Origin of the sequence: Aliiroseovarius sp. PTFE2010, assembly GCF_049943335.1 — a bacterium.
Classification (GTDB): Bacteria; Pseudomonadota; Alphaproteobacteria; order Rhodobacterales; family Rhodobacteraceae; genus JBNFVY01.
The window spans coordinates 32,017-53,112 of the sequence record NZ_JBNFVY010000007.1 but is presented as its reverse complement, the minus strand read 5'-3'; the positions used below and the strand labels follow the sequence as shown (position 1 = coordinate 53,112).

Genomic DNA, 21,096 nt, shown 5'->3' with positions numbered 1-21,096 from the left:
GCAGCTGCAGCATTCGCTCAGCTGCCCTCCCTGACCTGACGATAACAACAGGCGGGCCTCGGTGCAAAGGCACAGGAAAGGAAATCACATGCGGTATATGGCCACCTACGACTTCATGGAGACCATGCGGAACACCAATGAGTGGCTCGGCGCAACCGCGAAGGCGATAGCCGCCTATCCGGCCGTGGCCGCAGTGCCCAATCCGTTCTTTTCGTATCTTGGGGCCTGGGGCGAAGTCACCGAACGGTCCATGGCACGTATGGTCGCCAAGCCCGACTGGGGCATCGATACCGTTGTCGGCGAAGATGGCCGCGACCACGTGGTGTCGGTCGATATCGAAGTTCCCGGCGCCTTTGGCGACCTGATCAAGATGCACGTTCAGGGCCGCGAACCGATGCGGCGCAAGATCCTTGTCGTCGCACCCATGTCTGGCCACTACGCCACGTTGCTGCGCTCGACCGTTGCGTCGCTTTTGCCTGACGCCGATGTTTACGTGACCGATTGGCATAACGCGCGCGACATTCCGGTTGAAGAGGGCAAGTTCGATATTGAGGATTATACGCTCTACCTTGTCGACTACATGAAACACTTGGGGCCACAGACGCATGTGATCGCGATTTGCCAACCCGCCCCGTTGGCTCTTGCCGCCACGGCCTACCTGGCCGAAGAACAACCTGCCGCCCAGCCGCGCACCCTGACTTTGATCGGCGGCCCGATCGACCCCGACGCGACCCCGACCGAAGTTACCGATTTCGGCAATCGTGTAACGATGGGCCAGCTGGAACAATCGATGATCCAGCGCGTCGGCTTCAAATACAAGGGCGCGGGCCGCACGGTTTATCCAGGACTGCTGCAGCTGACCTCGTTCATCTCGATGAACATCGACAGCCACTCGGCGGCCTTTTCGCGGCAGATCAAACGTGTGGCGTCGGGCGATGCGTCCGAACATGACAAACATAACAAGTTCTATGACGAATACCTCGCCGTCATGGACATGACCGCGGAATTCTACCTGTCCACCGTTCACCGCATTTTCAAAGAAGGCGAAATTGCCCAGAACCGCTTTACCGTGGCTGGAAAAAAGGTCGATATCGGCAAGATAACAGACGTGGCCGTCAAGACTGTCGAGGGCGAAAAAGACGACATTTCAGCCCCCGGCCAGTGCAAGGCGGCGCTGAAACTGTGCACCGGCCTGCCCGAGGAAAAGAAAGCCTGGCACGTTGAACCCGGCGCGGGCCACTACGGCATTTTCGCTGGTGGGTCATGGCGCAACAACATTCGCCCGCTGGTTCTGGATTTCATCGACCAGAATTCCGGGCCGCGCGCGGTTTCCAACCCGTCAAAGAAGAAGGCCGGCTAACGCAACACCAGCGGAGCCGACAAAAATTCTCGCAGGGCGTGGGTCACCACGGCAGGTCGTTCAAGTGTGGGCACATGCCCGGCACCATCCACAACGACCAGCCGGGCGTTGGCCATCAGTGTTTCGATGAACTCGTGCCGCCGAACAGGGGTCAATTCGTCATCTGCTCCGCAGATAAGCAAAGTCGGCACTTTCGACCTCCGCAACGTGGCCTGTTGATCTGGGCGCTTTTGCATCGCGCGGCTTTGCGCGACGAACCGATCTGCACCTAGATCGCGTCCCATCTGGTGCCATAGCTCGACCACCTTGCCCCGATCCGGGGATGCGGTCAGGTAGTCGCGTCGCAACTCTTGCGCAATCGCTTCGTCTATGCGCCCGGCCCGGGCGGCGATGATGTTGGGCTCACGCGCTGCGGCCACATGTGGTGTTTCGTTCTGCGCGTTGGTATTCATCAGGCACAGGCGCTCAATACGTTTCGGCACGGTCCGCAACAGCTCCATGGCCACGATCCCGCCCAGCGAATGGCCGATCAGGGTAAAGCGCGCTGGCAGCGATGGCACAATCGATGCGGCCATTTGTTCGACAGTCTCGCCGACAAGGGGGCAAGCCATCACCGCGCGCTCTGCCGACAGTTCGGCAAATTGCGGGCCATAGAGGCGCGCGTCGCTCATGAAGCCGGGCAAAAAAACTACAGGTTCCGGCATCATGTCACAAGGGTCCGTGTCGCAAGGGCTTGAACAGCGTGCTGACAATGCTCCGCGCAATCGTCAAGGCCCCTGGTGGGCGCAAGTGGGAATTGTACTGCTATGCAGGCCATTTGCGCGGATTTCTGCCCGGTATTGTTCGAATTAGCCAAGTTTCACCCGAACCCGTTCCACCGAAATTCACCTTTCGGGCCCAAGGGTGAAAACGGATTGTGGGCCAGTTCCCAGACGTGCCCGTCGGGATCCGCGACAAAGGCACTGTACCCACCCCAGAAAATGTCATGCGGTGGTTTGAGGACCTTGCCGCCTGCACTCGCTGCCTGTGCGACCAGCGCATCGACCGCCGCCTTGGTGGGCAGATTGTGGCCCAGCGTGACGCCGGAAAACCCGCCGACCTTGTCTGGCGCGATCCCGAGATCCTCGGCCAACTTGGACTTGGGGTATAGGCCCAGGGTTTGCGCGATCAGATCATAGGCGATGACACCGTCCGGGCTGTCCACGCGCTGCCAACCCAGACCATCGTAAAAGGCGGCGGCGACATCCATATCGGCCACGCCCAACGTGATCAGGGAAATGCGTTGCTCCATCAGGATAGCGCCTCGATCTCTTGGATTGTTGATGTGATCAGAGCCAGACATTCGGGCGTCGAAAAGCTGTGATCGGCACCCTTGACGAAGGTTAGCCGCATGTCCGGACAGGTGGCATGATCGATCAGGCGCAACGGACGGTCCGCCCCGACCGAACTGTCCGCCGTGCCTTGCAAAAGCCTGACAGGAAATGGCAGATCCAAAGGCTCGCGCAGCACAAGATGGTGGCGCCCGTCTTCGATCAGGCCGCGGGTCACCGGATAGGGCGCGTCGTAATCCGACGGGACCATGATACGACCCTTGCTCATCAACTCGGCCCGTTCGTCGTCAGAGAATCCGGCCCAGTACCCATCCTCGGTGAAATCGGGCGCGGCGGCGATGCCGACCAAACCGACCAACCGCTGGGGGATTGCACGGGCCAGAAGAAGCGATATCCACCCCCCCATGGATGAGCCGACCAACATGAGTTTTCCGGTGGCCAACTCTTCGATCGCGGCCCGCGCGTCTTCGAACCAGTGGCCAATGCAGCCGTCTTCAAAGGCGCCCGAGGATTGGCCGTGCCCCGAATAATCGAACCGCAGGAATGAGCGGCCCTGCGCGCGCGCCCAGTCTTCAAGTGCTATGGCCTTGGTGCCATCCATGTCCGACATGAACCCGCCAAGAAATACGATAGCCGGCCCCTGCCCTGCGCTGAAATTATAGGCGATGCGGCGGCCCGAAGCCGTGTCGAGATAATCCGTCATGGCGGCAAGCTAGCCGGGCAACTGACGCCCCGCAAGCACCGAAAACCGCCCGCCGGCGCGCGCGTCACTGCGCATCCGCCGACGCCAGCCAACGACCGGTCTGGAACGCTGCCGTGAGACAGGCTGCCACGGGCCACGTCCCCTTTATCGCTGTTCCGAATGACCGAAGGGCGCGTCAAACCGCCGCGCTTAATTCCATCTGGTGGGATAGTCCTTTCAGCCGGCGCTTGACACCCGCCGGACCTGCGGTCATGTAGGCCCAAACCAACCCGCAATCGGGCGTTCCGTGGGCGCCAAACCGACGAGGAGGCCGATATGGCACAAATCTCCCTGACTTTTCCTGATGGCAATTCGCGCGATTTCGACGCTGGCGTGACCGCTGCAGATGTGGCCGCATCCATCGCCCCATCGCTCGCCAAAAAAGCCATCAGCGCCACTGTGAACGGCGCGCATTACGATCTGCAGTGGCCGATTACCGAAGATGCCAGCATTTCGATCAACACCTTTCAGGATGACGGCCCGGCGCTGGAACTGATCCGCCACGATCTGGCGCACATCATGGCCCGCGCGGTGCAGGAACTGTGGCCTGGTGTCAAAGTGACCATCGGCCCGGTGATCCAGAATGGCTGGTACTATGATTTTGACCGCGAAGAGCCGTTCACGCCGGAAGATCTTGGCCAAATCGAAGCCAAGATGAAGGAAATCATCAACAAACGCGATCCCGTTACCACCGAAGTGTGGGACCGTGCACGCGCGATCGAGCACTACAAGGCTACGAATCAGCCGTACAAGGTCGAGTTGGTGAACATGATCCCAGACGATGGCCAACCGATCCGGATGTACTGGCACGGCCACTGGCAGGACCTGTGTCGCGGGCCGCATCTGCAAAACACCGGTCAGGTCCCTGCGGACGCTTTCAAGCTGATGAACGTGGCAGGCGCTTATTGGCGCGGCGACAGTGATCGCCCGATGCTGCAGCGCATTTACGGCGTGGCGTTCAAAAACCGCAAGGATCTCAAGGCGCATCTGACCATGCTGGAAGAAGCAGCAAAGCGCGATCACCGCAAGCTGGCCCGCGAGATGGACTTGTTCCATATGCAAGAAGAAGCGCCCGGCCAGATCTTTTGGCATGCCAACGGCTGGAAAATCTACACGACTCTGCAGGACTACATGCGCCGCCAACAAGAACGGGACGGGTATGTCGAAGTGAACACGCCGCAGGTGCTTGACCGCAAGCTATGGGAAAAATCAGGCCACTGGGACAACTACCAGGAAAACATGTTCATCGTCGAAGTCGACGAAGAGCATGCCCGCGAAAAGGCGATCAATGCGCTCAAACCGATGAACTGCCCAGGCCATGTGCAAGTGTTCAACCAAGGGCTCAAATCTTATCGCGACCTGCCGCTGCGCATGGCCGAATTTGGATCGTGTAACCGGTATGAACCCTCTGGCGCGCTGCACGGCATCATGCGGGTGCGCGGATTTACCCAGGACGATGGGCACATCTTCTGCACCGACGATCAGATCGAAGCGGAAACGGCCAAGTTCATCAAGTTTCTGGCAGCAATCTACGACGATTTGAGGTTCCACAACTGGACCATCAAGCTATCCACCCGCCCCGAAAAACGCATCGGGTCCGACGAAAGCTGGGACCGCGTGGAAAAAGCCTTGGGCGGTGCCTGCCGCGCCGCAGGGTATGGGTATGAGCTTTTGGAAGGTGAGGGCGCCTTTTATGGTCCCAAGCTGGAATTCACGCTGACTGACGCGATCGGGCGGCAATGGCAGTGCGGCACGCTGCAGGTCGATCCCAACCTGCCAGAACGGCTCGATGCCAGTTACATCGGGGCCGATGGCGACAAGCACCGTCCCGTCATGCTGCACCGCGCGGTGCTTGGCAGTTTCGAGCGTTTCATCGGGATCCTGATCGAAGAACATGCCGGCAAGCTGCCGTTCTGGCTGGCACCCCGTCAGGTGGTTGTTGCATCGATCGTGTCTGACGCCGATGACTACGTCAACGAAGTGGTGGACAAGCTGCGCGCTGCTGGCGTGCGGGCAGAAGCTGACATTCGCAACGAAAAGATCAACTACAAGGTCCGCGAACATTCGCTGGCCAAGGTTCCGGTGATCCTGGCCGTGGGCCAGCGCGAGGTCGAAGAGCGCACCTTGTCCGTCCGCCGACTTGGCGAAAAGCAGACCACGGTGCAGTCTTTCGACGATGTGCTTGCCGCTTTGACCACCGAGGCATCCCCGCCCGATCTTGCCTGAACGCAGATAAATGTAACAAGCTGCGATCACACAAAATGGCCCGCTCATTCAGGCGGGCCGTTTTCTTTTCAAATGTTACATTGACCGCGTGGCGCGCAAAAGCGCGTAAGTGCCTGGTTGCAATTGCATTCTTCAGGCGACTGCACCCTGCAGCCGTGATGCCCCATGCGGTCAACCAACGTTTCCGTATGTTTCAGGCGCTGACAGCGCTGTGCCACACAGTCCTGTGACTGGCTTGTGAGCCTCCGTTCTTCCTACCAATGACGTACGTCGCCGGGACGCGGCGCGATAAAAATGTAAGGGAGACACTCAATGTCCTATCACAGCAAAACCTTTGCCGTAGCTGCCGCCGTGGCCGCCGCGACGCTTGCCCAAACCCATGACGCACAAGCGGCAGAAAATGAAAAATGCTATGGCGTTTCGCTGGCCGGGCAGAACGATTGCGCCGCTGGCCCCGGCACCACCTGCGCCGGCACGTCCAAGGTCGACTATCAGGGGAACGCATGGACGCTGGTTCCGGCTGGCACCTGCGAAACCATGGAGCTTCCTGGCGACCGCATGGGCTCGCTCGAGCCGCTCGAGCGCGACATGGCCGGCTAGCGCCTGCGCGCCACAGGGTCCGGGCGGTTACAGCCCGGATCTACAAAGCGGAGGACCCCATGCTTGACCAAACCCACAATAGCCTGCCGAACCGCCCCGGCGTCGGGTTCAAACCCGTCCACTTCAGCGCCATCCTGGAAGATCCGGGGCCGGTTCACTGGTTGGAAATCCACGCCGAAAACTACATGAACGATGGCGGCCGATCCATGGCTCAGCTTGACCAACTTGCACAGCGGTTTGCGATTTCCGTTCACGGGGTGGGGCTGTCGATCGGTGGTGAAGGGCCGCTGGACGCAGATCATCTTGCGCGCCTGCGCACCCTTTGCAACTGGCTGCACCCGGCCAGCTTCTCTGAACATCTGGCTTGGTCCAGCCACGGCGCGGCCTATCTGAACGATCTTCTGCCCTTGCCCTACACCACGGCCACGCTGACCCGCGTGGCTGACCACATCGACCAAGTGCAACAGACGCTCGGGCGCCAGATGCTACTTGAGAACCCGTCCAGCTATCTGGCCTTCGCCGAAAGCACCATGCAGGAAACCGACTTTCTGGCAGTCGTGGCCGACCGCACTGGCTGCGGGTTGCTGCTGGATGTGAACAACGTCTTTGTGTCGGCGACGAATCTGGATACCGACCCGCGCGCCTACATCGATGCCTATCCTTTGGACTGCGTCGGAGAAATCCATCTGGGCGGTCACGACGAAGACCAGGACGAGCACGGCGCACCCCTGTTGATTGACAGCCATGGCAAGCCTGTGGTCGATCCCGTCTGGGAGCTTTATCGCTATACCTTGTCCCGGACCGGCCCGCGCCCAACCCTGATCGAATGGGACACAGATGTCCCGGACTGGCCCACCCTGCAAGCTGAAGCCGCGCGCGCCGCCACACATTTGGTGTCGCCATGACCCAGCATGAATTCACACAAGCGCTTCTGGATCCTGACCGCCCGCCCCCGCAAGGCTTGCACGGCCCCGGCGGCGCGCCGGCGGGTAAACGGTTCGACGTGTATCGCAACAATGTGGCCGTTGGCCTGACGGATGCGTTGTCCAGCGCGTTCCCTGTGGTGCGAAAACTGGTCGGAGACGAATTTTTCGTCGCCATGGCGGGGGTTTACCTGCGCATCCACCAACCCAAATCCCAGATGATGAAAGACTACGGGGACACCTTTCCGATATTCTTGCAGCGGTTCGCGCCGGTGAACCACTTGGCCTATCTGCCGGATGTAGCGCGGATCGAACGGGCGCGAACCCGGGCCTATCACGCAGCGGATGCGCGCCCGATTGCACCGCAAGCCATCGCAGAAATCCCGACCGAGCGGCTTATGGGCGCCCGCCTGACCTTCGCCCCAGCGGTGCGCACACTTTCGTTCAAGCATCCTGCCTTGTCGATCTGGCGCGCCAACGCCGAAGGGGCACCGCCGCCCCGCCCCGCGCCCGAAGACACGCTGATTGCCCGACCCGGGTTCGATCCGACATGCCATGCTTTGCCCCCCAAGGGCGCTGCGTTCGTGCGATCCTTGCAGGACGGGGCATCGCTGAACCTGGCCATGGTTGCCGCCGGCCCCGGCTTTGACTTAACGACCACGCTTTCGGCGCTCATCGCCGGGGGTGCCATCACAGGAGTTGCCTCATGACCCGTCGCGCCCTTTTCGCCCCGCTTGACGGCGCCGCCCGGCCGGTCTTGGGCACGTTGGCACGCCTGGTATTCGCAGCTGTTCTTTTGCGCTATTTCTGGAGTTCCGCCCTGACCAAACTGGACGGGCCGTTTAGCCCCAGTCTGGGGGCCTATGCGCAGATTTTTCCACAGCAAATGCAGGCTGCCGCGTACGATCCTAGCCAATTCGGAGCGTTCCAATGGTTGGTGGGGATGGCGGGAACCTATGCCGAATTCATCCTGCCTGCCCTGATCGTCGTCGGGTTGGCGACACGCCCCGCCGCGGCGGCGATGATCGGCTTTATCGTGGTACAATCGCTGACCGACATCATCGGTCACGGCGCTGATGCCGCGACCATAGGGGCGCTTTTCGATCGCAACCCGGACGGACTGATCCTGGACCAACGGTTGCTCTGGGGGTTTTTGCTGGTCGCGTTGGTTTTCACCGGCGCTGGACCACTGTCCGCGGACCGCGCGCTTACGCGCCCGGCTCAGCGCTCGGTCGCTGCGTGAACGTCCGGGCCGAGCCCCAGGAAAACTTCGCCATCGACGTCGATCAACGGCCGCTTCATCAGGGTGGGAAAAGCAATCATCAATTCAATTGGATCGTCCAGGCGTTGATCTTCGTTCAGTTCGCGCCACGTGCGCGAACGGGTGTTCAACAGGTCTTCGCCCACCGCATCGTAAAACCGCTGGAACTCGGCCCGGCTGAGCGGCGTGATCCGTATATCGACCAACTCTGCGTCCAGCGCCTTGACCGCGCGTCGGCATGCATCGCAGTTTTTCAGCCCGAAAACCCGGATCATCTGCACTTCCTTTTGGCGATTTGACGCTCAGCCCAACGCGACACAAGAAATTCATTTGATTTTTACGCGTTTCTTCGCGCACGCTTTTGGCGTGACAGACGACTTTCTACCACGTCCTCCTCTTGCTTCAAGGGGCAGCCGACTGATTTGGAAGACCTGGCTGCACCACCCGCCGCAATATCGTGGGCGGAGACGACAGTAAGGAGAGATGACATGCCGACGGGCACAGTCAAATGGTTCAACACCACCAAAGGCTACGGATTCATTGCGCCCGATGATGGCGGCAACGATGTATTCGTCCATATTTCCGCCGTGGAACGCGCCGGTCTGACCGGTTTGGCCGACAATCAGAAGATCGGTTATGAACTGCGCGAGGGCCGCGACGGCCGTTCAATGGCCTCGGATCTGCACGCGCTCTGATCTTGTGCACGTAGAGGCGCCGGCAATGCTGGCGCCCATTTTCGCCCTACCCGAGCACGGCGCGGGTGATCCACACGCCTGCCGCCGCTGACACGCCTGTCAAAACCGTGCCCCACGCCACGTCTATCATGACCATCTGCACCGACCAGCGCGCCATGACCGCGTAGCTGGTAAATTCGTAGGTGCCATAGGCCATCGCCCCTACCAGTGCCCCTTTCCACAGCGCCTCGCTCGTGCCGTCCCCGCGCAGGACGGGCAGCGATATCAGTGCGACCAGCCCCCCCACATAGAACAAATAAAACACCGCCGCCGGACCCAGCCGGAAGTCTTCGGCCAGCTGGTCGCCCAGGTGGGTTTCGAAAATCGGACGCAGAACGTTTTTCAGCATCACGGCATCCAACGACAAAAACACCAGGGCGGTGGACAGATAAAGGACAAGGGCGGTCATGGGATCTCCTGCTAGTTTGGCAGGATTACGCGCGTTATCGCGATTTGGTTCACTTATTCTCAACCTTGCCGGCGGGAACAGCGACGTGTGCCCCCATCACAGGGATGCAGACGGTGCCAGTCGCGCATGTGCGCACAGGCGTGCTGAGGCCCGTCGCAACGACGGTCAATTCACGCCCGACTCTTGCCGGGATGGATACGCGATAGTCCCAAGGCCTTTAGAAATGGCAAAAATTAGTGTCTGCGCCGCTTGATGGGGCGGAATCGTGTCGCCATGTTCACGGGCTTTTTCGCCAGAACATACGGCGCAGTATCAATTTCACTCATCCAAAACGGCCATAAACTCGCGCCATTCACGCTTGCTCATACCGCAATTTTCCTCGTTCACGTCTTCGCCCTTCAGCATTCGCCGCACACAGTCGACCATTTGCGATGACATCGACACCGCGCCCAGGCGGTAATCTTCGAAGGCTTTGTAGGCAAAGGGTACCCAGTCAGCGACGATCTTGCAAATCTCGTCGGCGTAGACGCGGATTTCGTATTGGGCGTGTGCGTCGGCTCGCAGGCGCAGGAAATGCAGCAGGTTGTGCAGGTTAACCTTCCAGTACCACTGCGTATAAATGTTCGCGGGCAGGTTCATCCGGGCCAGTTCGCGCGCAAGGCCCGGACCCTCGTCGGAAATCAGTTCTTCGTAGTGATCATAGCAGCGCATGGCATCGGATTTCAGCATCTCAAGCACGCGGGCGGCCTCGGCCGCGTCCAACGTGTCGCCCCGGCCCTGATTGTTGATCACCGACTGCTTGGCGACGTGTTCTGGCGCGGGGAAGTAGAACTCACGGTCCAGGATCGAATAGCGAGCGCTGTATTCGTTGACGTTGGCGGTGCGGTGGCGGATCCACTGGCGGGCAACGAAGACCGGCAATTTGACGTGCAACTTAAGCTCGCACATCTCGAAGGGCGTCGAATGCCAGTGGCGCATCAGATAGCGGATCAGGCCCTCGTCGTTCTGAACTGATTTCGTGCCTTTTCCGTAGCTTACCCGCGCGGCCTGACAGATTGCCGCGTCGTCGCCCATATAGTCGATCACCCGCACAAAGCCATGATCGAGCACCGGATAAGCGGTATAGAGGTGTTTTTCTGCCCCCTCGGCCACGGCCCGCAGGGTCGGCTGCGGCGTGGCGCGCAATTCATCGATTTCGGCCTGTTGTTCGGGGGAAAGGGTCATTGCGGTGTCCTCGGTCTTGGGGCGACTCATGCGCCTCCGCATATCTGGTATGGGCGGCGACTATAGCCGCAAGATGCAGAACGGGCCAATAGGCAACAATGCCGCCAAACTGGCGCCTCAATTCGTGGTTAACGTTGACACGATATGGTGCGCGCAAGCTAGGTTGGCGAAAACCCGCAGAGGCGAGGAGCAGTTATGAAGATCATCCGTTTAACGCGCGTCGGTGCGCTCGCCCTGTTGGCCGCTTGTAGCGGCGATGGCACTAACCCGCTGGGCGGGGGCGGCACTGATCCCGAAGGCGGCGCAGGACTGGGCGGCAACCTGACATTCAACGAAGGAACAGATCTCTATACCTTGCAGCGCGTGCGGATCAGCGGCAGCGAACTGGTGGTCGAAGGGCTGCCGTTTGATGGCGACGATGCTTACGCGGACACCGCTTTGGTGCTGGATCAAGACACTGGACGACCCGTCGCGCGAATTTTCTTCCGCAATCCGGCCTCCATTGATGACCAATACACCGGTGACAGTGACGGACCGATCAGCCAAGATAGCTATATCGCGATCTACAACGAAAGCGACGATGGCAATGCCAAGACATCCGTGGCGCGGTCGGGCAGCTATCTGGAACACGGTTTCGGCGGGTATGTTGTCGGGCGCGACACCGGCGTCGACCTGCCAACCAGTGGGCAGGCAAACTATTACGGCAATTACGTCGCTCTGCGTACGTTCAAAGGGTCCGCCGGCATCGAACTGGTCGATGGCGACATGGCAATGGAAGTCGACTTCGAAAAACTCGAAGACAACGGCGCCATGCGGGCCTATGTGACAGGACGCCGCCTCTATGCGGACGATGGCACGTATCTGGGCGATCTGCCCGCTCTGATCGGTACTGTTCAGGCCGGCGGAATCGAAGACAACGGGCAATTCGAAACCTCAATCCGCGTCGACTATTATGACCCTGACGCCACGGACGTTGCAGACATCAATTCCGAATTCGGCACCATGCGCGGCATGTTCGAAGGCGACAGCGCCGAAACGGTCGTTGGCGTCGTGGACATCACAATGGACAGCTATCACGCCGAAAACGGGTCGGTCGATTTTGGTGCGGGGGCAATTCCGACCTACGGATTTGGCGAAGACACCACCATCACCGAAACCCGCGAGACCGGAACCTTCGTTCTTGAACGTTGAGCCCCGCAGCGCGCTGATCTAGCATCCGCGCGATCAGGGAGTGGTGATGAAACACGTATTTGGCATGATCTGTGCGGCAGGCTTGGCATGGGCCCCGCCCGCATTAGCACAAGATATTCAGTTGACGGTTGCGCAGGCGCGGGCCATCGCACACGCGGCCTTGGCCAACGGTGATCTGAAGACCGCCGTTCTGGTGTCAGAAGCGGTCGTCACCGAGCGGCCCGAAGACGCCCAGACCCGCGTAATCCTGGCCGCGTCCCTGATCCGGGCCGGCCACATGAAGGCCGGCGGCGCCGAAGCCCGCCGCGCCTTTGGCAGCGCAGGCGGCAACCGCCCCCTAAAACACGAAGCCGCGCGTCTGGCGGCCTTGGCGGCCTCGCAACAGGGGCGACAGGGTGTGGCAAAGTTCTGGCTGCGGCGGGCATCGGATTTTGCGTCAGAGCAACAAGAGGCGCAATTGCGCCGGGATTTCGATGCAGTAGACCGGCGCGACAAGTGGGAGCGCGCGTTTTCCTTCACTCTCGCACCGTCGTCCAACATCAATGGCGGTGCGGAATCGGACGTGCTGGAAATTGATGGGGTGCCATCGATCGGCGTGCTGTCAGGCGATGCGCAAGCGTTGTCCGGGTACCGCGCGTCTGTTTCGGCGCGACTGGGGTATCAGCTTGCGGGCAGTGCACGCAGCCGGACCGCAATATCGGGTCAGTACTACGGCACATTCCACAAACTGACGGACGAAGCCCAGGCCCTGGCCCCCACCGCAACGGGCAGCGATTTCAACTACTCTATCGTCGCGCTTGACCTGACACATGTCATGCTGCCCGAAGGCGCCAAGGGCCCTTATTCGTTTGGACTGGGGACGGCGAAACGCTGGTATGGTGGTGACGAACTGGCGCATTCGGCAAGCCTGTCGCTAGGAAAAGCTTGGCGATTGGGCGATGGCCAGAGCTTTCTCGGCCAGCTCAGATATACCCGCGAATGGTCTGACAGCGACCGGGCACTGGACGCACACCAATATGCGCTGAGCGGCCGGTATGGCGCGCGGCTTGGCAATGGCGGACGTTTCCAAACCGGGCTGACCGTGACCACGTCGAATTCCGATGGGCGCAGTCTGGATTATACGGGCCAGCAATTGACGCTCCGCTACACCACGCCCGATCCCTTGGGTGCGGTGCATCCGACGTTCGGGCTGGACCTGGGCCACAAATTCTATCCCGACCATGTCGCCGGGCTGACCGTCGTGCCTGGCGGGCGGCGGGACACGTCGATTGGTCTGACCGTCGACCTTGTGGTTTCGGGCGCACAGATGATGGGATTTGCGCCGGTCGTGACGCTGCGGGCGGCCACTACGGACAGCAACGTGTCGCGCTATGAAACAACCGACCTGTCGGCGGGTCTGTCGATCCGTTCGTCGTTCTAGACCGGAATCGGGTGGAACCAACGCGGCCGCGCGCTAGAATGCTGTGCATAACCACAGGAGGTGTCGCGCATGGAAGTCAAATACCTGCATACGATGGTTCGGGTCAAAGACCTGGACAAGACCATGGCATTTTTCGCCCTGCTGGGGCTCAAGGAAACGCGGCGCATCGACGTTGAAGAGGGGCGGTTTTCGCTGATTTTCATGGCCCCCGAAAATCAACCGGAATGTCCCGTGGAACTGACCTACAACTGGGACGGAGACGACGCTCTGCCGTCGGACAGCCGCCATTTCGGCCACTTGGCCTATGGCGTCGGCGACATTTACGAAATGTGCCAGCATCTGATGGACAACGGGGTGACGATCAATCGTCCGCCGCGTGACGGACGCATGGCCTTTGTCCGCTCGCCCGACAACATCTCGGTGGAACTGTTGCAAATTGGTGAAGCGCTGGCGCCAGCCGAACCATGGGCCAGCATGGAGAACACCGGACATTGGTAAGGTGGGCAGGTATCGCGGCCTTGGCCGCCATCCTGCACAGTGCGCCGGCAGGGGCGATTTGCCGCCAGGCCCTGTCGCTGGGCCTGGACGTGTCAGGTTCGGTGGACCGGCGCGAATACGCGTTGCAGATCGAAGGGATCGCGGCGGCGCTTCGCGATTTGGAAGTCCAAAAGGCCTTTCTGGCAATGCCGGCGGCCACAGTTCGCCTGCATATCTATGAATGGGCCGGCCCCGGTTCAAAGCGCGTACTGTTTGGCTGGACGGATGTAACTGCGCGGCAGGATTTGGACCGCGCCGCGCAAACGCTGGAAGACCTGGACGCACGGCGCCCGCGCGAGCCGGGCACAGCGTTGGGGGATGCGATCCTTTTCGGGGCCCAGGCCCTGTCGCAACAGCGCGATTGCTGGCGGCGGACACTCGACATATCGGCAGACGGACCATCCAATACAGGTCCGCGCCCGCGCGAAGTCCGCGACAGCCCCTTGCTTTCAGGCGCGACTATCAATGCGCTTGTCGTCGGGTCGCCCCAAGGCGGGACGACCATCGACGCAAACCTTGCACCATTGGTGGCCTATTTCAGATCCGAGGTGATTCAGGGACCGCAAGCATTCGTTGAGGTGACGGCTTCGTACGCTGATTACAAGTCGGCCATAACGCGCAAACTGCTGCGCGAGTTACAGACTTTGGCAATCGGCGTGCTGCCTGAACGCCCACCAAAGGCGGGCGCAGGCTGATCAGTAAATATATCGGATCTGGTCGCTCCAGAACCGTTCGATCCGCCGCAGGGCCGTGTTGACATCTTCGATGCCTTCAGAGGTCAGAATTCCGCGTCCATCCATGCCGGCCGCGTGGCGGGCGAAAAGGTCCTCCATCGTACGTCGCACTTCGTTGCCACGGTCGGTGAGTTTGACCCGAACGGAGCGGCGGTCAATTTCGCACCGTTGGTGATGCATGTACCCCATTTCGACCATCTTCTTGAGGTTGTAACTAACGTTCGACCCCTGATAATAGCCGCGCGATTTCAGTTCGCCCGCGGTCACTTCGTTTTCACCGATATTAAAGAGCAGCAGAGCTTGGACGGGGTTGATTTCAAGGATTCCCAGACGTTCGAATTCGTCCTTGATCACATCAAGCAACAGTCTGTGCAGGCGTTCCACCAGCGACAGTTCCTCAAGGTATAGGGCCAGAAACGCCTTGTCGCCGCTGGCATCGGTGTCTTGCGTTTGTTCAACTGGCGAATGCATTGTCATGAATCTCTCCGCGCTTGGCTTTTCGCAAGCAACATGAAGATGATTCACCAACATTCGGTTAAGCCACGAAAATCCGCGACAAATGCGATTCAATTCAACCGCGCGCAGACGCTTCTGCGTGGGCCGCAATGCGTGCAATCAGGGCGGCGTGTTGGTCAGGCGCGGCAACTTGCCCGGTAACCCAGGTCAACAGGTCCTGATCGTTTTCGTGCAAGAGGGCGTCAAAACCATCCAATTCCGCATCGCTCATTGTATCAAGGTGATCGTCGGCGTACCGGGCCATGACGATATCCATTTCCTTGATCCCGCGCCGCATGGCCCGCATTTTCATGCGCTTGATCCGGTTTCCCTTGGATTCCATGTATCCTCGCATCGACTTTGCATCGTCCTTGCTGATGGGGTCCATCAGCATTCATGCGCGCCACAACGCTTGTGCAGAACGCGGCGTGACCCTAAGACTTCGCCAACCCAAGTGCAATTGCGGAGCGCTGTGATGCCCTTCTTGTCCGATACATTGGCCCGCGTAAAACCTTCGCCCACGATGGCGATGACCGGCAAGGCAATGGAGCTGAAGGCGCAAGGACGCGACATCATCAGCCTGAGCGCGGGTGAACCCGATTTCGACACCCCGGAACATATTCGCGCTGCCGGTATCGCCGCCATCAACAGCGGTCAGACACGTTACACCGCGGTCGACGGGACGCCTGAATTGAAACAGGCGATCTGCGCCAAGTTCAAACGTGACAACGCGCTGAACTACACCCCGGATCAGGTCAGTGTGACGTCGGGCGGCAAACAGGCGCTGTTCAACGCGCTCATGGCGACGCTAAATTCCGGCGACGAGGTGCTGATCCCGACGCCATATTGGGTGTCCTACCCCGACATGGTTTTGATCGGCGGGGGGACCCCGGTTTTCATAGAAGCCAGTCTGGAAGATCGCTTTCGTATTACGCCTGAAAAACTGGAAGCTGCGATCACCCCGCGCACGAAATGGTTGATCTTCAATTCACCTTCGAACCCCTCGGGTGCGGGATACAGCCGCGGCGAACTGCGGGCCCTGACGGACGTGCTGATGCGCCATCCCCATGTCTGGGTCATGACCGATGACATGTATGAACATCTGGCTTTCGACGATTTCGAATTTGCCACGCCCGCGCAGGTAGAGCCGGGGCTCTATGATCGAACTCTGGTCGTCAACGGGGTGTCCAAAGCCTATGCCATGACGGGCTGGCGCATTGGTTATGCCGCTGGCCCGCGCGCGCTGATCGCGGCCATGCGCAAAGTGCAATCGCAATCCACATCCAACCCCTGTTCGATTTCCCAGGCTGCCGCCGTGGCTGCACTGAACGGCCCGCACGACTTCATTGCTGAAAACAACGCTGTGTTCACACGGCGCCGAAACCTGGTGGTCGATATGCTGAACGCGGCCGATGGCATCGAATGCCCTTGCCCCGAAGGCGCCTTCTATGTCTATCCGTCGATCGCGGGCTGCATCGGCAAGACCAGCGCTGGTGGCACCCCTATCACCGACGACGAAGCCTTTTGCACCGCGCTTCTGGAAGAACGGGGCGTGGCGGTCGTGTTCGGGGCGGCCTTTGGTCTTTCGCCGAACTTCCGGGTCAGTTACGCTACCTCGGACGAGGCGCTGAAAGAGGCCTGTAGTCGGATCCAGGCTTTCTGCGCTGGCTTGAGTTGAAGGAGGCGAAATGTCAGGCGACCTTCCCGACTACTACTTCCGGGTCCGCGAAAACGGCGCCTTCGTGTTTCGCCTGGACACCGAGAACCGGCAACGCCGGATCGATATGGACCAGATCGCCGTCATCAACATCAACAACGGCCAGATCAAACCCCACGGACAGTACCAGCTGACACCCGACGACATGGCCGTGATCGACAAATGGGTGGCCGAACGCAAGGCTGTCTTGGCCAAACGCGACGTCGACGACATTCACCGCGCGATCGATTACCTGAACCTGACGGCCCACTGGGCGCAGACCAGGGCCGAAGACGAACAATTGGAACAGGTCACTGACGATCTGCTGCTGGCCATGCACGATCTGCGTTCGGTGTTGGTGCGCAAAAAGGCCGACCGGTTGATGAAAGCGCGCTCCGGCTCAGACGACTGATGGGGCTTGGGGCGCCTGCCCCATGTTGTCCATCCAGCTGCGCGCGCGCCAAAACCGCCACCCCAACAGGATCCATGCGCAGCTCAGGCCGGTGATCAGACCGCCCCAGATCCCCTGTACGCCCCAACCCAGCGGGAATCCCATCACCCAAGCAGTCGGCATTCCCACGCCCCAATAGCTGAACAGTGCCATCCACATCGGCACGCGCGTATCCTGCAGCCCGCGCAGCAACCCGATGGTCATCGCCTGGCCCGCGTCGGCCAGCTGAAAAAGCGCTGCCAAGCCCAGCAGAGACACGCCAACCGCAATCACCTCGTCGCGCGCGGGGGACGCAGGATCCAGGAACAGGCCAATCAGCGGGGCTGGCAGGCCCAGGAACAATACAATCGCTACCACAACGAACATCATCGCTATGACCATGGTTACGATCGCGCCCTGCCAGACAGCGCGCACATCGCTGCGCCCCAGGGCCTGACCCATGCGGATCGTCGCCGCATTGGACAGGCCCAAGTGGAACATGAACATCAGCGACGCAATCTGCAGCGCCGCCCCATGCGCGGCCAGCTCGACCGTGCCGATCCAACCCACCAGAACAGCAACACAGACGAACAACCCCACCTCGGCTACCGTGGTGACAGCGATGGGCACGCCGATAGCAAACACCTGCCGCAACGCATCGGGATCGGCCCGCCAGAACCGTGCGAAGAGCGCATGTTCGGGGCGCAGACGCACCGCTACGATCCCAACGACGATAAAAGTAGCCAGTTCGACCAGCACCGACGCCAGCGCCGCCCCCCGCATGCCCAATTCCGGCGCGCCAAGGTTGCCGAAGATAAACGCATAGTTCAGCACCGCGTTCAGCACCACGGCCATCAGCGTGGCCCACAGAACGATTCCTGCGCGCTCCAGCGCCGAAAGATAGGTTTTCAACACGTTGACGCCCAGCGACGGGATCAGGCCCCAGACTGCCACCCCCAGATAGTCGCCGCCCAGTTCGGCAAGTCGCGGCTCTTGGCCCAACACCAGCAAAATGCGCTCGGCCGACAACATCACCGGCACCATCAGCACCGCGTAGGCAAACGACCACCACAGCGCCATACGCGTAACGCGGCGCACCTCGGCGTCCTCGCCCCGCGCGATAGCCGCCGGGACCAACGGCATCAGCGCAAAGCCGAACCCACAGCCAAATATAAAGAAAATAAAGAAAAAACCGTTCGCCAGCACCGCCGCAGCCAACGCTTCGACGCCGTACCAGCCCAGCATGACCGTATCGACCATGTGGATCGCAAACTGCGCAAGATGGCTGCCGATCAACGGCAGAGCCAGCACAATCAACGCGTGCGCGTGTCGGCGATATGTCGATGGATTTCTCACGCCCCTGCCCTACGCCCGACGCCCACAACGATCAAGCATCATGTCCCTGTTTCCAGCGGCACTACAATGCGCAATATCGTTGAGTAGGGGTAGCAGGGTGGGCTTGTGTCTGCGCATCTGAAATTGCGACATGCGAAAACGTAGATTGAAGCCGAACGCACATGTGCAAGACCGCGCGCACCTACGGGCCGAACACGACACCTGCGCGGCCAACAATTTGGCCGCAGGGCTGGCTCTCAAGGCCGCAAGCTGGATACGTGGGCGCCACCCCACCCATTCCACGGGGGCCGACATTTTCACGGAACGGTTGGGCACCCAAAAGGTCCTGCTTGGCGCCCCCGGGTCGCAATCGGATGAGTTTTTCGGGTGTCACGCCGCAAACCGGCATATCAAATATCCGGCCGAACCACCCCGAAAGGGCGTCAGCCTGGGCGCTGGTCGCCGACCAGACGGCGATGTTCCTGTTTGGTGCAGCGATCCATCACCACATCCACACCCGCCGCGCGTGCCTTGGCGGCCGCAGCTTCGTGGACCACCCCTAGCTGCATCCAGATGGTTGTCAGGTTAGGCAGGGTTTCCAGCGCCTCGTCGACAATGGGCGGAACGTGCTCTGGTTTGCGGAATATGTCGACCATATCAACCTGTATATCGGCGGGAATATCGGCCAAGCTGGCGTAGACCTTTTCGCCCAGAATCTCTTTTCCCGCGTGGCCTGGGTTGATCGGGATGACCCGCATACCGTTCAGTCCCAGGTAGCGCCCTACATCATAGCTCGGGCGCGCCGAATTCGGTGACAGACCCACCACGGCCACGACGCCGGTGCGGTTCAGGATGGTTTTCAATTGCTCGTCAGTCTGGTTCATGAGGGCATGTTAGCACCGCAGTTCCGCGCCGAAAAGCCGAGAAAAAACGCCTAGGAAGGGCCCGGGCAAAGCCGACAAAAAAGCGCCCGGGAGGGGCCCGGGCGCAGTGCGGAACGAGGGACAGTGAACAGAAGCACGAAAGTTCCGGTTTCGCGCCTCTCAATACCATGTAGGCAGGTTCTTCAGACACAGAAGAGCATGTAAGCAAAACGTGAAGTGGGCGTTAACGGCCGATCAGTCCGGGCCAATTTGCATCGGCTTTTTCTACGTTCCCTGGGATGTCCTGCGCCCAGATCTCGCGTATCTGCTTGGAAAAGTTCAGATACAGCTTTCCATCGTGAATGGTAAAGGCGTTGGGGTCGGTCGGGGCCAGCGCGCCCTTGCTGGCGGCATATGCACAGTGGCCACCATATTGCGGGCTGTACTTGCGGGGCATTCGCATGAATCGCTCAGCATTCTCGGCGCTGCTGAAATACCAAGTTGCCCCCCGCCACATCACCGCGTGATCCGGGTTACCCTGCACTGGCTTGCCCTGTGTAAAATAGGCCACCGGGTCCATCCCACGGATGGCGATTCCCCCGGTCGTGTATATGGCGCCATCGGCAACCACCTGCCCTGCAATCGGCAAAACGGCAAGCGCGAGGACAAAGCTGCGACGGCTGATCATGGCGAGACTCCTTGGCTAGTGACAAGGATGGCGCGCCGCCCTGCGCCTGAAAAGAGCCGATACGAAACCGTGAACGCCGCAGCGGCGGGCGTGAACGGCTGTAACGTCAGCTTGCCGTGCGGCGCGACGCGGCATAGAGCGCCACCGCCGCCGCGTTCGAGACATTCAACGACCCAAACTCGCCAACGAACGGGATCTTGACCAATGCGTCGCAAATCTCGCGCGTTTTCTGACGCAATCCTGGCCCTTCGGCCCCAAGGACCAGCGCCACCGGGCGGTCAGAGGCCGCATCCAACCGTGTCTCCAGGGGATCGTCCGCCTCGCCGGCCAGCCCCAGAAGGACGTAGCCCATGGCGCGCAATTCCTCCATTGCTTCGGCCAGGTTGCGCACCCGTAGATAGGGCTGGCGCTCAAGTGCGCCCGAGGCTGTCTTGGCCAGCGCACCTGTTTCCGGCGCAGCATGGCGGGCGGTCGCGATCACGGCCAATGCACCGAAGACCTCGGCGCTACGCAGCACCGCGCCGACGTTATGTGGATCCGTCACCTGATCCAGCAGGACCACTGTCGGCAGACCCGTCCCCCCGATACAGACATCGGCCAACTTTCCCCAGTTCAGCGGCTTGACCTCTAACGCGGCCCCCTGGTGAACCGAACCGGGATCAAGCGGCGCGGGAAACTTGCGCGGATCGGCCATTTCCGGCTCGATTCCGGCGGTTTCAATCGCGTCGGCCAGCTTGTCATGGGCGTTCTTGGTTACCACCAGACGCAATTTTTCGCGCGCCGGGTTCATCAACGCGTCACGCACCGCGTGCAGGCCGAACAGCCAAACTGTCGCCTGCGCCGCTGCCCGCTTGGACCGTTCCTTCTCGACAACCCATTTGGGTTTTTTCATCTTCT

At 60.5% G+C, this 21,096-nt stretch carries 25 protein-coding genes; 13 read left to right on the top strand and 12 right to left on the bottom strand.

The genetic code is table 11. From position 1 onward, the window contains the following. Window positions 1-88: 88 nt before the first annotated feature. Entirely contained in the window at window positions 89-1,360 is a 1,272-nt protein-coding gene (gene phaZ, locus ACP2AV_RS11220; RefSeq protein ID WP_426372807.1) for a polyhydroxyalkanoate depolymerase, read from the top strand. On the opposite strand, the gene ACP2AV_RS11215 is transcribed toward phaZ, so the two are convergent. The 3 genes from ACP2AV_RS11215 to ACP2AV_RS11205 all read right to left on the bottom strand — a co-directional run bounded on the left by ACP2AV_RS11215 (window position 1,357) and on the right by ACP2AV_RS11205 (window position 3,394). After that, window positions 1,357-2,064 carry an alpha/beta fold hydrolase gene (locus ACP2AV_RS11215; protein ID WP_426372872.1) on the bottom strand — a complete coding sequence of 236 codons (708 nt, stop codon included), beginning with the start codon at window positions 2,062-2,064 and terminating at the stop codon, window positions 1,357-1,359. The two genes, phaZ and ACP2AV_RS11215, sit on opposite strands and share 4 nt — an antisense overlap. Before the next feature lie 155 nt (window positions 2,065-2,219). Continuing rightward, window positions 2,220-2,651, bottom strand: a complete 432-nt coding sequence (locus ACP2AV_RS11210; protein WP_426372806.1) for a VOC family protein — start codon at window positions 2,649-2,651, stop codon at window positions 2,220-2,222. Next, window positions 2,651-3,394, bottom strand: a complete 744-nt coding sequence (locus ACP2AV_RS11205; protein ID WP_426372805.1) for an alpha/beta fold hydrolase — start codon at window positions 3,392-3,394, stop codon at window positions 2,651-2,653. Before ACP2AV_RS11205 ends, ACP2AV_RS11210 begins: the two co-directional genes overlap by 1 nt. Window positions 3,395-3,709: 315 nt before the next feature. On the opposite strand from ACP2AV_RS11205, the gene thrS reads away from it, so the two are divergent. The 5 genes from thrS to ACP2AV_RS11180 all read left to right on the top strand — a co-directional run bounded on the left by thrS (window position 3,710) and on the right by ACP2AV_RS11180 (window position 8,425). Further along, on the top strand, window positions 3,710-5,659 hold the full coding sequence (gene thrS, locus ACP2AV_RS11200; protein ID WP_426372804.1) for a threonine--tRNA ligase: 1,950 nt from the start codon (window positions 3,710-3,712) through the stop codon (window positions 5,657-5,659). Between the two features lie 312 nt (window positions 5,660-5,971). Next, entirely contained in the window at window positions 5,972-6,259 is a 288-nt protein-coding gene (locus ACP2AV_RS11195; RefSeq protein ID WP_426372803.1) for a DUF2282 domain-containing protein, read from the top strand. 59 nt (window positions 6,260-6,318) lie between these two features. Continuing rightward, on the top strand, window positions 6,319-7,164 hold the full coding sequence (locus tag ACP2AV_RS11190; protein WP_426372802.1) for a DUF692 domain-containing protein: 846 nt from the start codon (window positions 6,319-6,321) through the stop codon (window positions 7,162-7,164). After that, window positions 7,161-7,892, top strand: coding sequence for a DNA-binding domain-containing protein (locus ACP2AV_RS11185; protein WP_426372801.1), 732 nt, complete (start codon window positions 7,161-7,163; stop codon window positions 7,890-7,892). The genes ACP2AV_RS11190 and ACP2AV_RS11185 overlap by 4 nt, the downstream gene beginning before the upstream one ends. Further along, window positions 7,889-8,425: a DoxX family protein gene (locus tag ACP2AV_RS11180; protein ID WP_426372800.1), complete on the top strand. Its 537-nt coding sequence runs from the start codon at window positions 7,889-7,891 to the stop codon at window positions 8,423-8,425. Before ACP2AV_RS11185 ends, ACP2AV_RS11180 begins: the two co-directional genes overlap by 4 nt. Here ACP2AV_RS11180 and ACP2AV_RS11175 read toward each other — a convergent pair. Beyond that, window positions 8,404-8,718, bottom strand: a complete 315-nt coding sequence (locus tag ACP2AV_RS11175) for an arsenate reductase family protein (protein WP_426372799.1) — start codon at window positions 8,716-8,718, stop codon at window positions 8,404-8,406. The genes ACP2AV_RS11180 and ACP2AV_RS11175 overlap by 22 nt on opposite strands. Before the next feature lie 213 nt (window positions 8,719-8,931). Between ACP2AV_RS11175 and ACP2AV_RS11170 the strand changes: the two genes are divergently transcribed. Continuing rightward, a complete protein-coding gene (locus tag ACP2AV_RS11170; protein ID WP_426372798.1) occupies window positions 8,932-9,138 on the top strand; it encodes a cold-shock protein in 207 nt (68 codons plus the stop codon). A 46-nt stretch (window positions 9,139-9,184) separates the two neighbouring features. On the opposite strand, the gene ACP2AV_RS11165 is transcribed toward ACP2AV_RS11170, so the two are convergent. Further along, window positions 9,185-9,586 (bottom strand): DUF2177 family protein, encoded by a 402-nt coding sequence (locus ACP2AV_RS11165; protein ID WP_426372797.1) that lies wholly within the window; start codon window positions 9,584-9,586, stop codon window positions 9,185-9,187. 318 nt (window positions 9,587-9,904) lie between these two features. Next, window positions 9,905-10,810, bottom strand: coding sequence for an FAD-dependent thymidylate synthase (gene thyX, locus ACP2AV_RS11160; protein ID WP_426372796.1), 906 nt, complete (start codon window positions 10,808-10,810; stop codon window positions 9,905-9,907). A 195-nt stretch (window positions 10,811-11,005) separates the two neighbouring features. Here thyX and ACP2AV_RS11155 point away from each other — a divergent pair, with 195 nt between their 5' ends. The 4 genes from ACP2AV_RS11155 to ACP2AV_RS11140 all read left to right on the top strand — a co-directional run bounded on the left by ACP2AV_RS11155 (window position 11,006) and on the right by ACP2AV_RS11140 (window position 14,653). Beyond that, window positions 11,006-12,001: a hypothetical protein gene (locus tag ACP2AV_RS11155; protein WP_426372795.1), complete on the top strand. Its 996-nt coding sequence runs from the start codon at window positions 11,006-11,008 to the stop codon at window positions 11,999-12,001. A gap of 46 nt (window positions 12,002-12,047) precedes the next feature. Continuing rightward, window positions 12,048-13,421, top strand: a complete 1,374-nt coding sequence (locus ACP2AV_RS11150; protein ID WP_426372794.1) for a hypothetical protein — start codon at window positions 12,048-12,050, stop codon at window positions 13,419-13,421. Between the two features lie 69 nt (window positions 13,422-13,490). Next, window positions 13,491-13,919, top strand: coding sequence for a VOC family protein (locus ACP2AV_RS11145; protein ID WP_426372793.1), 429 nt, complete (start codon window positions 13,491-13,493; stop codon window positions 13,917-13,919). Next, entirely contained in the window at window positions 13,886-14,653 is a 768-nt protein-coding gene (locus tag ACP2AV_RS11140) for a DUF1194 domain-containing protein (protein WP_426372792.1), read from the top strand. Before ACP2AV_RS11145 ends, ACP2AV_RS11140 begins: the two co-directional genes overlap by 34 nt. On the opposite strand, the gene ACP2AV_RS11135 is transcribed toward ACP2AV_RS11140, so the two are convergent. Both ACP2AV_RS11135 and ACP2AV_RS11130 read right to left on the bottom strand, forming a co-directional pair. After that, window positions 14,654-15,169 carry a MarR family winged helix-turn-helix transcriptional regulator gene (locus ACP2AV_RS11135; RefSeq protein ID WP_426372791.1) on the bottom strand — a complete coding sequence of 172 codons (516 nt, stop codon included), beginning with the start codon at window positions 15,167-15,169 and terminating at the stop codon, window positions 14,654-14,656. It lies immediately after the preceding gene. A 94-nt stretch (window positions 15,170-15,263) separates the two neighbouring features. Then, window positions 15,264-15,581: a succinate dehydrogenase assembly factor 2 gene (locus ACP2AV_RS11130; protein ID WP_426372790.1), complete on the bottom strand. Its 318-nt coding sequence runs from the start codon at window positions 15,579-15,581 to the stop codon at window positions 15,264-15,266. Between the two features lie 81 nt (window positions 15,582-15,662). On the opposite strand from ACP2AV_RS11130, the gene ACP2AV_RS11125 reads away from it, so the two are divergent. Then, the gene (locus ACP2AV_RS11125; protein WP_426372789.1) at window positions 15,663-16,865 is read left to right on the top strand and encodes a pyridoxal phosphate-dependent aminotransferase; all 1,203 of its coding nucleotides are present in this window, start codon (window positions 15,663-15,665) and stop codon (window positions 16,863-16,865) included. A 10-nt stretch (window positions 16,866-16,875) separates the two neighbouring features. Next, window positions 16,876-17,295 (top strand): hypothetical protein, encoded by a 420-nt coding sequence (locus tag ACP2AV_RS11120; protein ID WP_426372788.1) that lies wholly within the window; start codon window positions 16,876-16,878, stop codon window positions 17,293-17,295. Here the strand turns inward: ACP2AV_RS11120 and ACP2AV_RS11115 are convergent. The 4 genes from ACP2AV_RS11115 to rlmB form a co-directional block, all read right to left on the bottom strand. Then, on the bottom strand, window positions 17,284-18,669 hold the full coding sequence (locus ACP2AV_RS11115) for an MATE family efflux transporter (protein ID WP_426372787.1): 1,386 nt from the start codon (window positions 18,667-18,669) through the stop codon (window positions 17,284-17,286). The two genes, ACP2AV_RS11120 and ACP2AV_RS11115, sit on opposite strands and share 12 nt — an antisense overlap. Before the next feature lie 422 nt (window positions 18,670-19,091). Further along, window positions 19,092-19,532 (bottom strand): CoA-binding protein, encoded by a 441-nt coding sequence (locus ACP2AV_RS11110; RefSeq protein WP_426372786.1) that lies wholly within the window; start codon window positions 19,530-19,532, stop codon window positions 19,092-19,094. A 223-nt stretch (window positions 19,533-19,755) separates the two neighbouring features. Beyond that, the gene (locus tag ACP2AV_RS11105; RefSeq protein WP_426372785.1) at window positions 19,756-20,199 is read right to left on the bottom strand and encodes a YHS domain-containing (seleno)protein; all 444 of its coding nucleotides are present in this window, start codon (window positions 20,197-20,199) and stop codon (window positions 19,756-19,758) included. Between the two features lie 106 nt (window positions 20,200-20,305). Beyond that, on the bottom strand, window positions 20,306-21,091 hold the full coding sequence (rlmB, locus tag ACP2AV_RS11100) for a 23S rRNA (guanosine(2251)-2'-O)-methyltransferase RlmB (RefSeq protein ID WP_426372784.1): 786 nt from the start codon (window positions 21,089-21,091) through the stop codon (window positions 20,306-20,308). Between the last annotated feature and the right edge of the window lie 5 nt (window positions 21,092-21,096).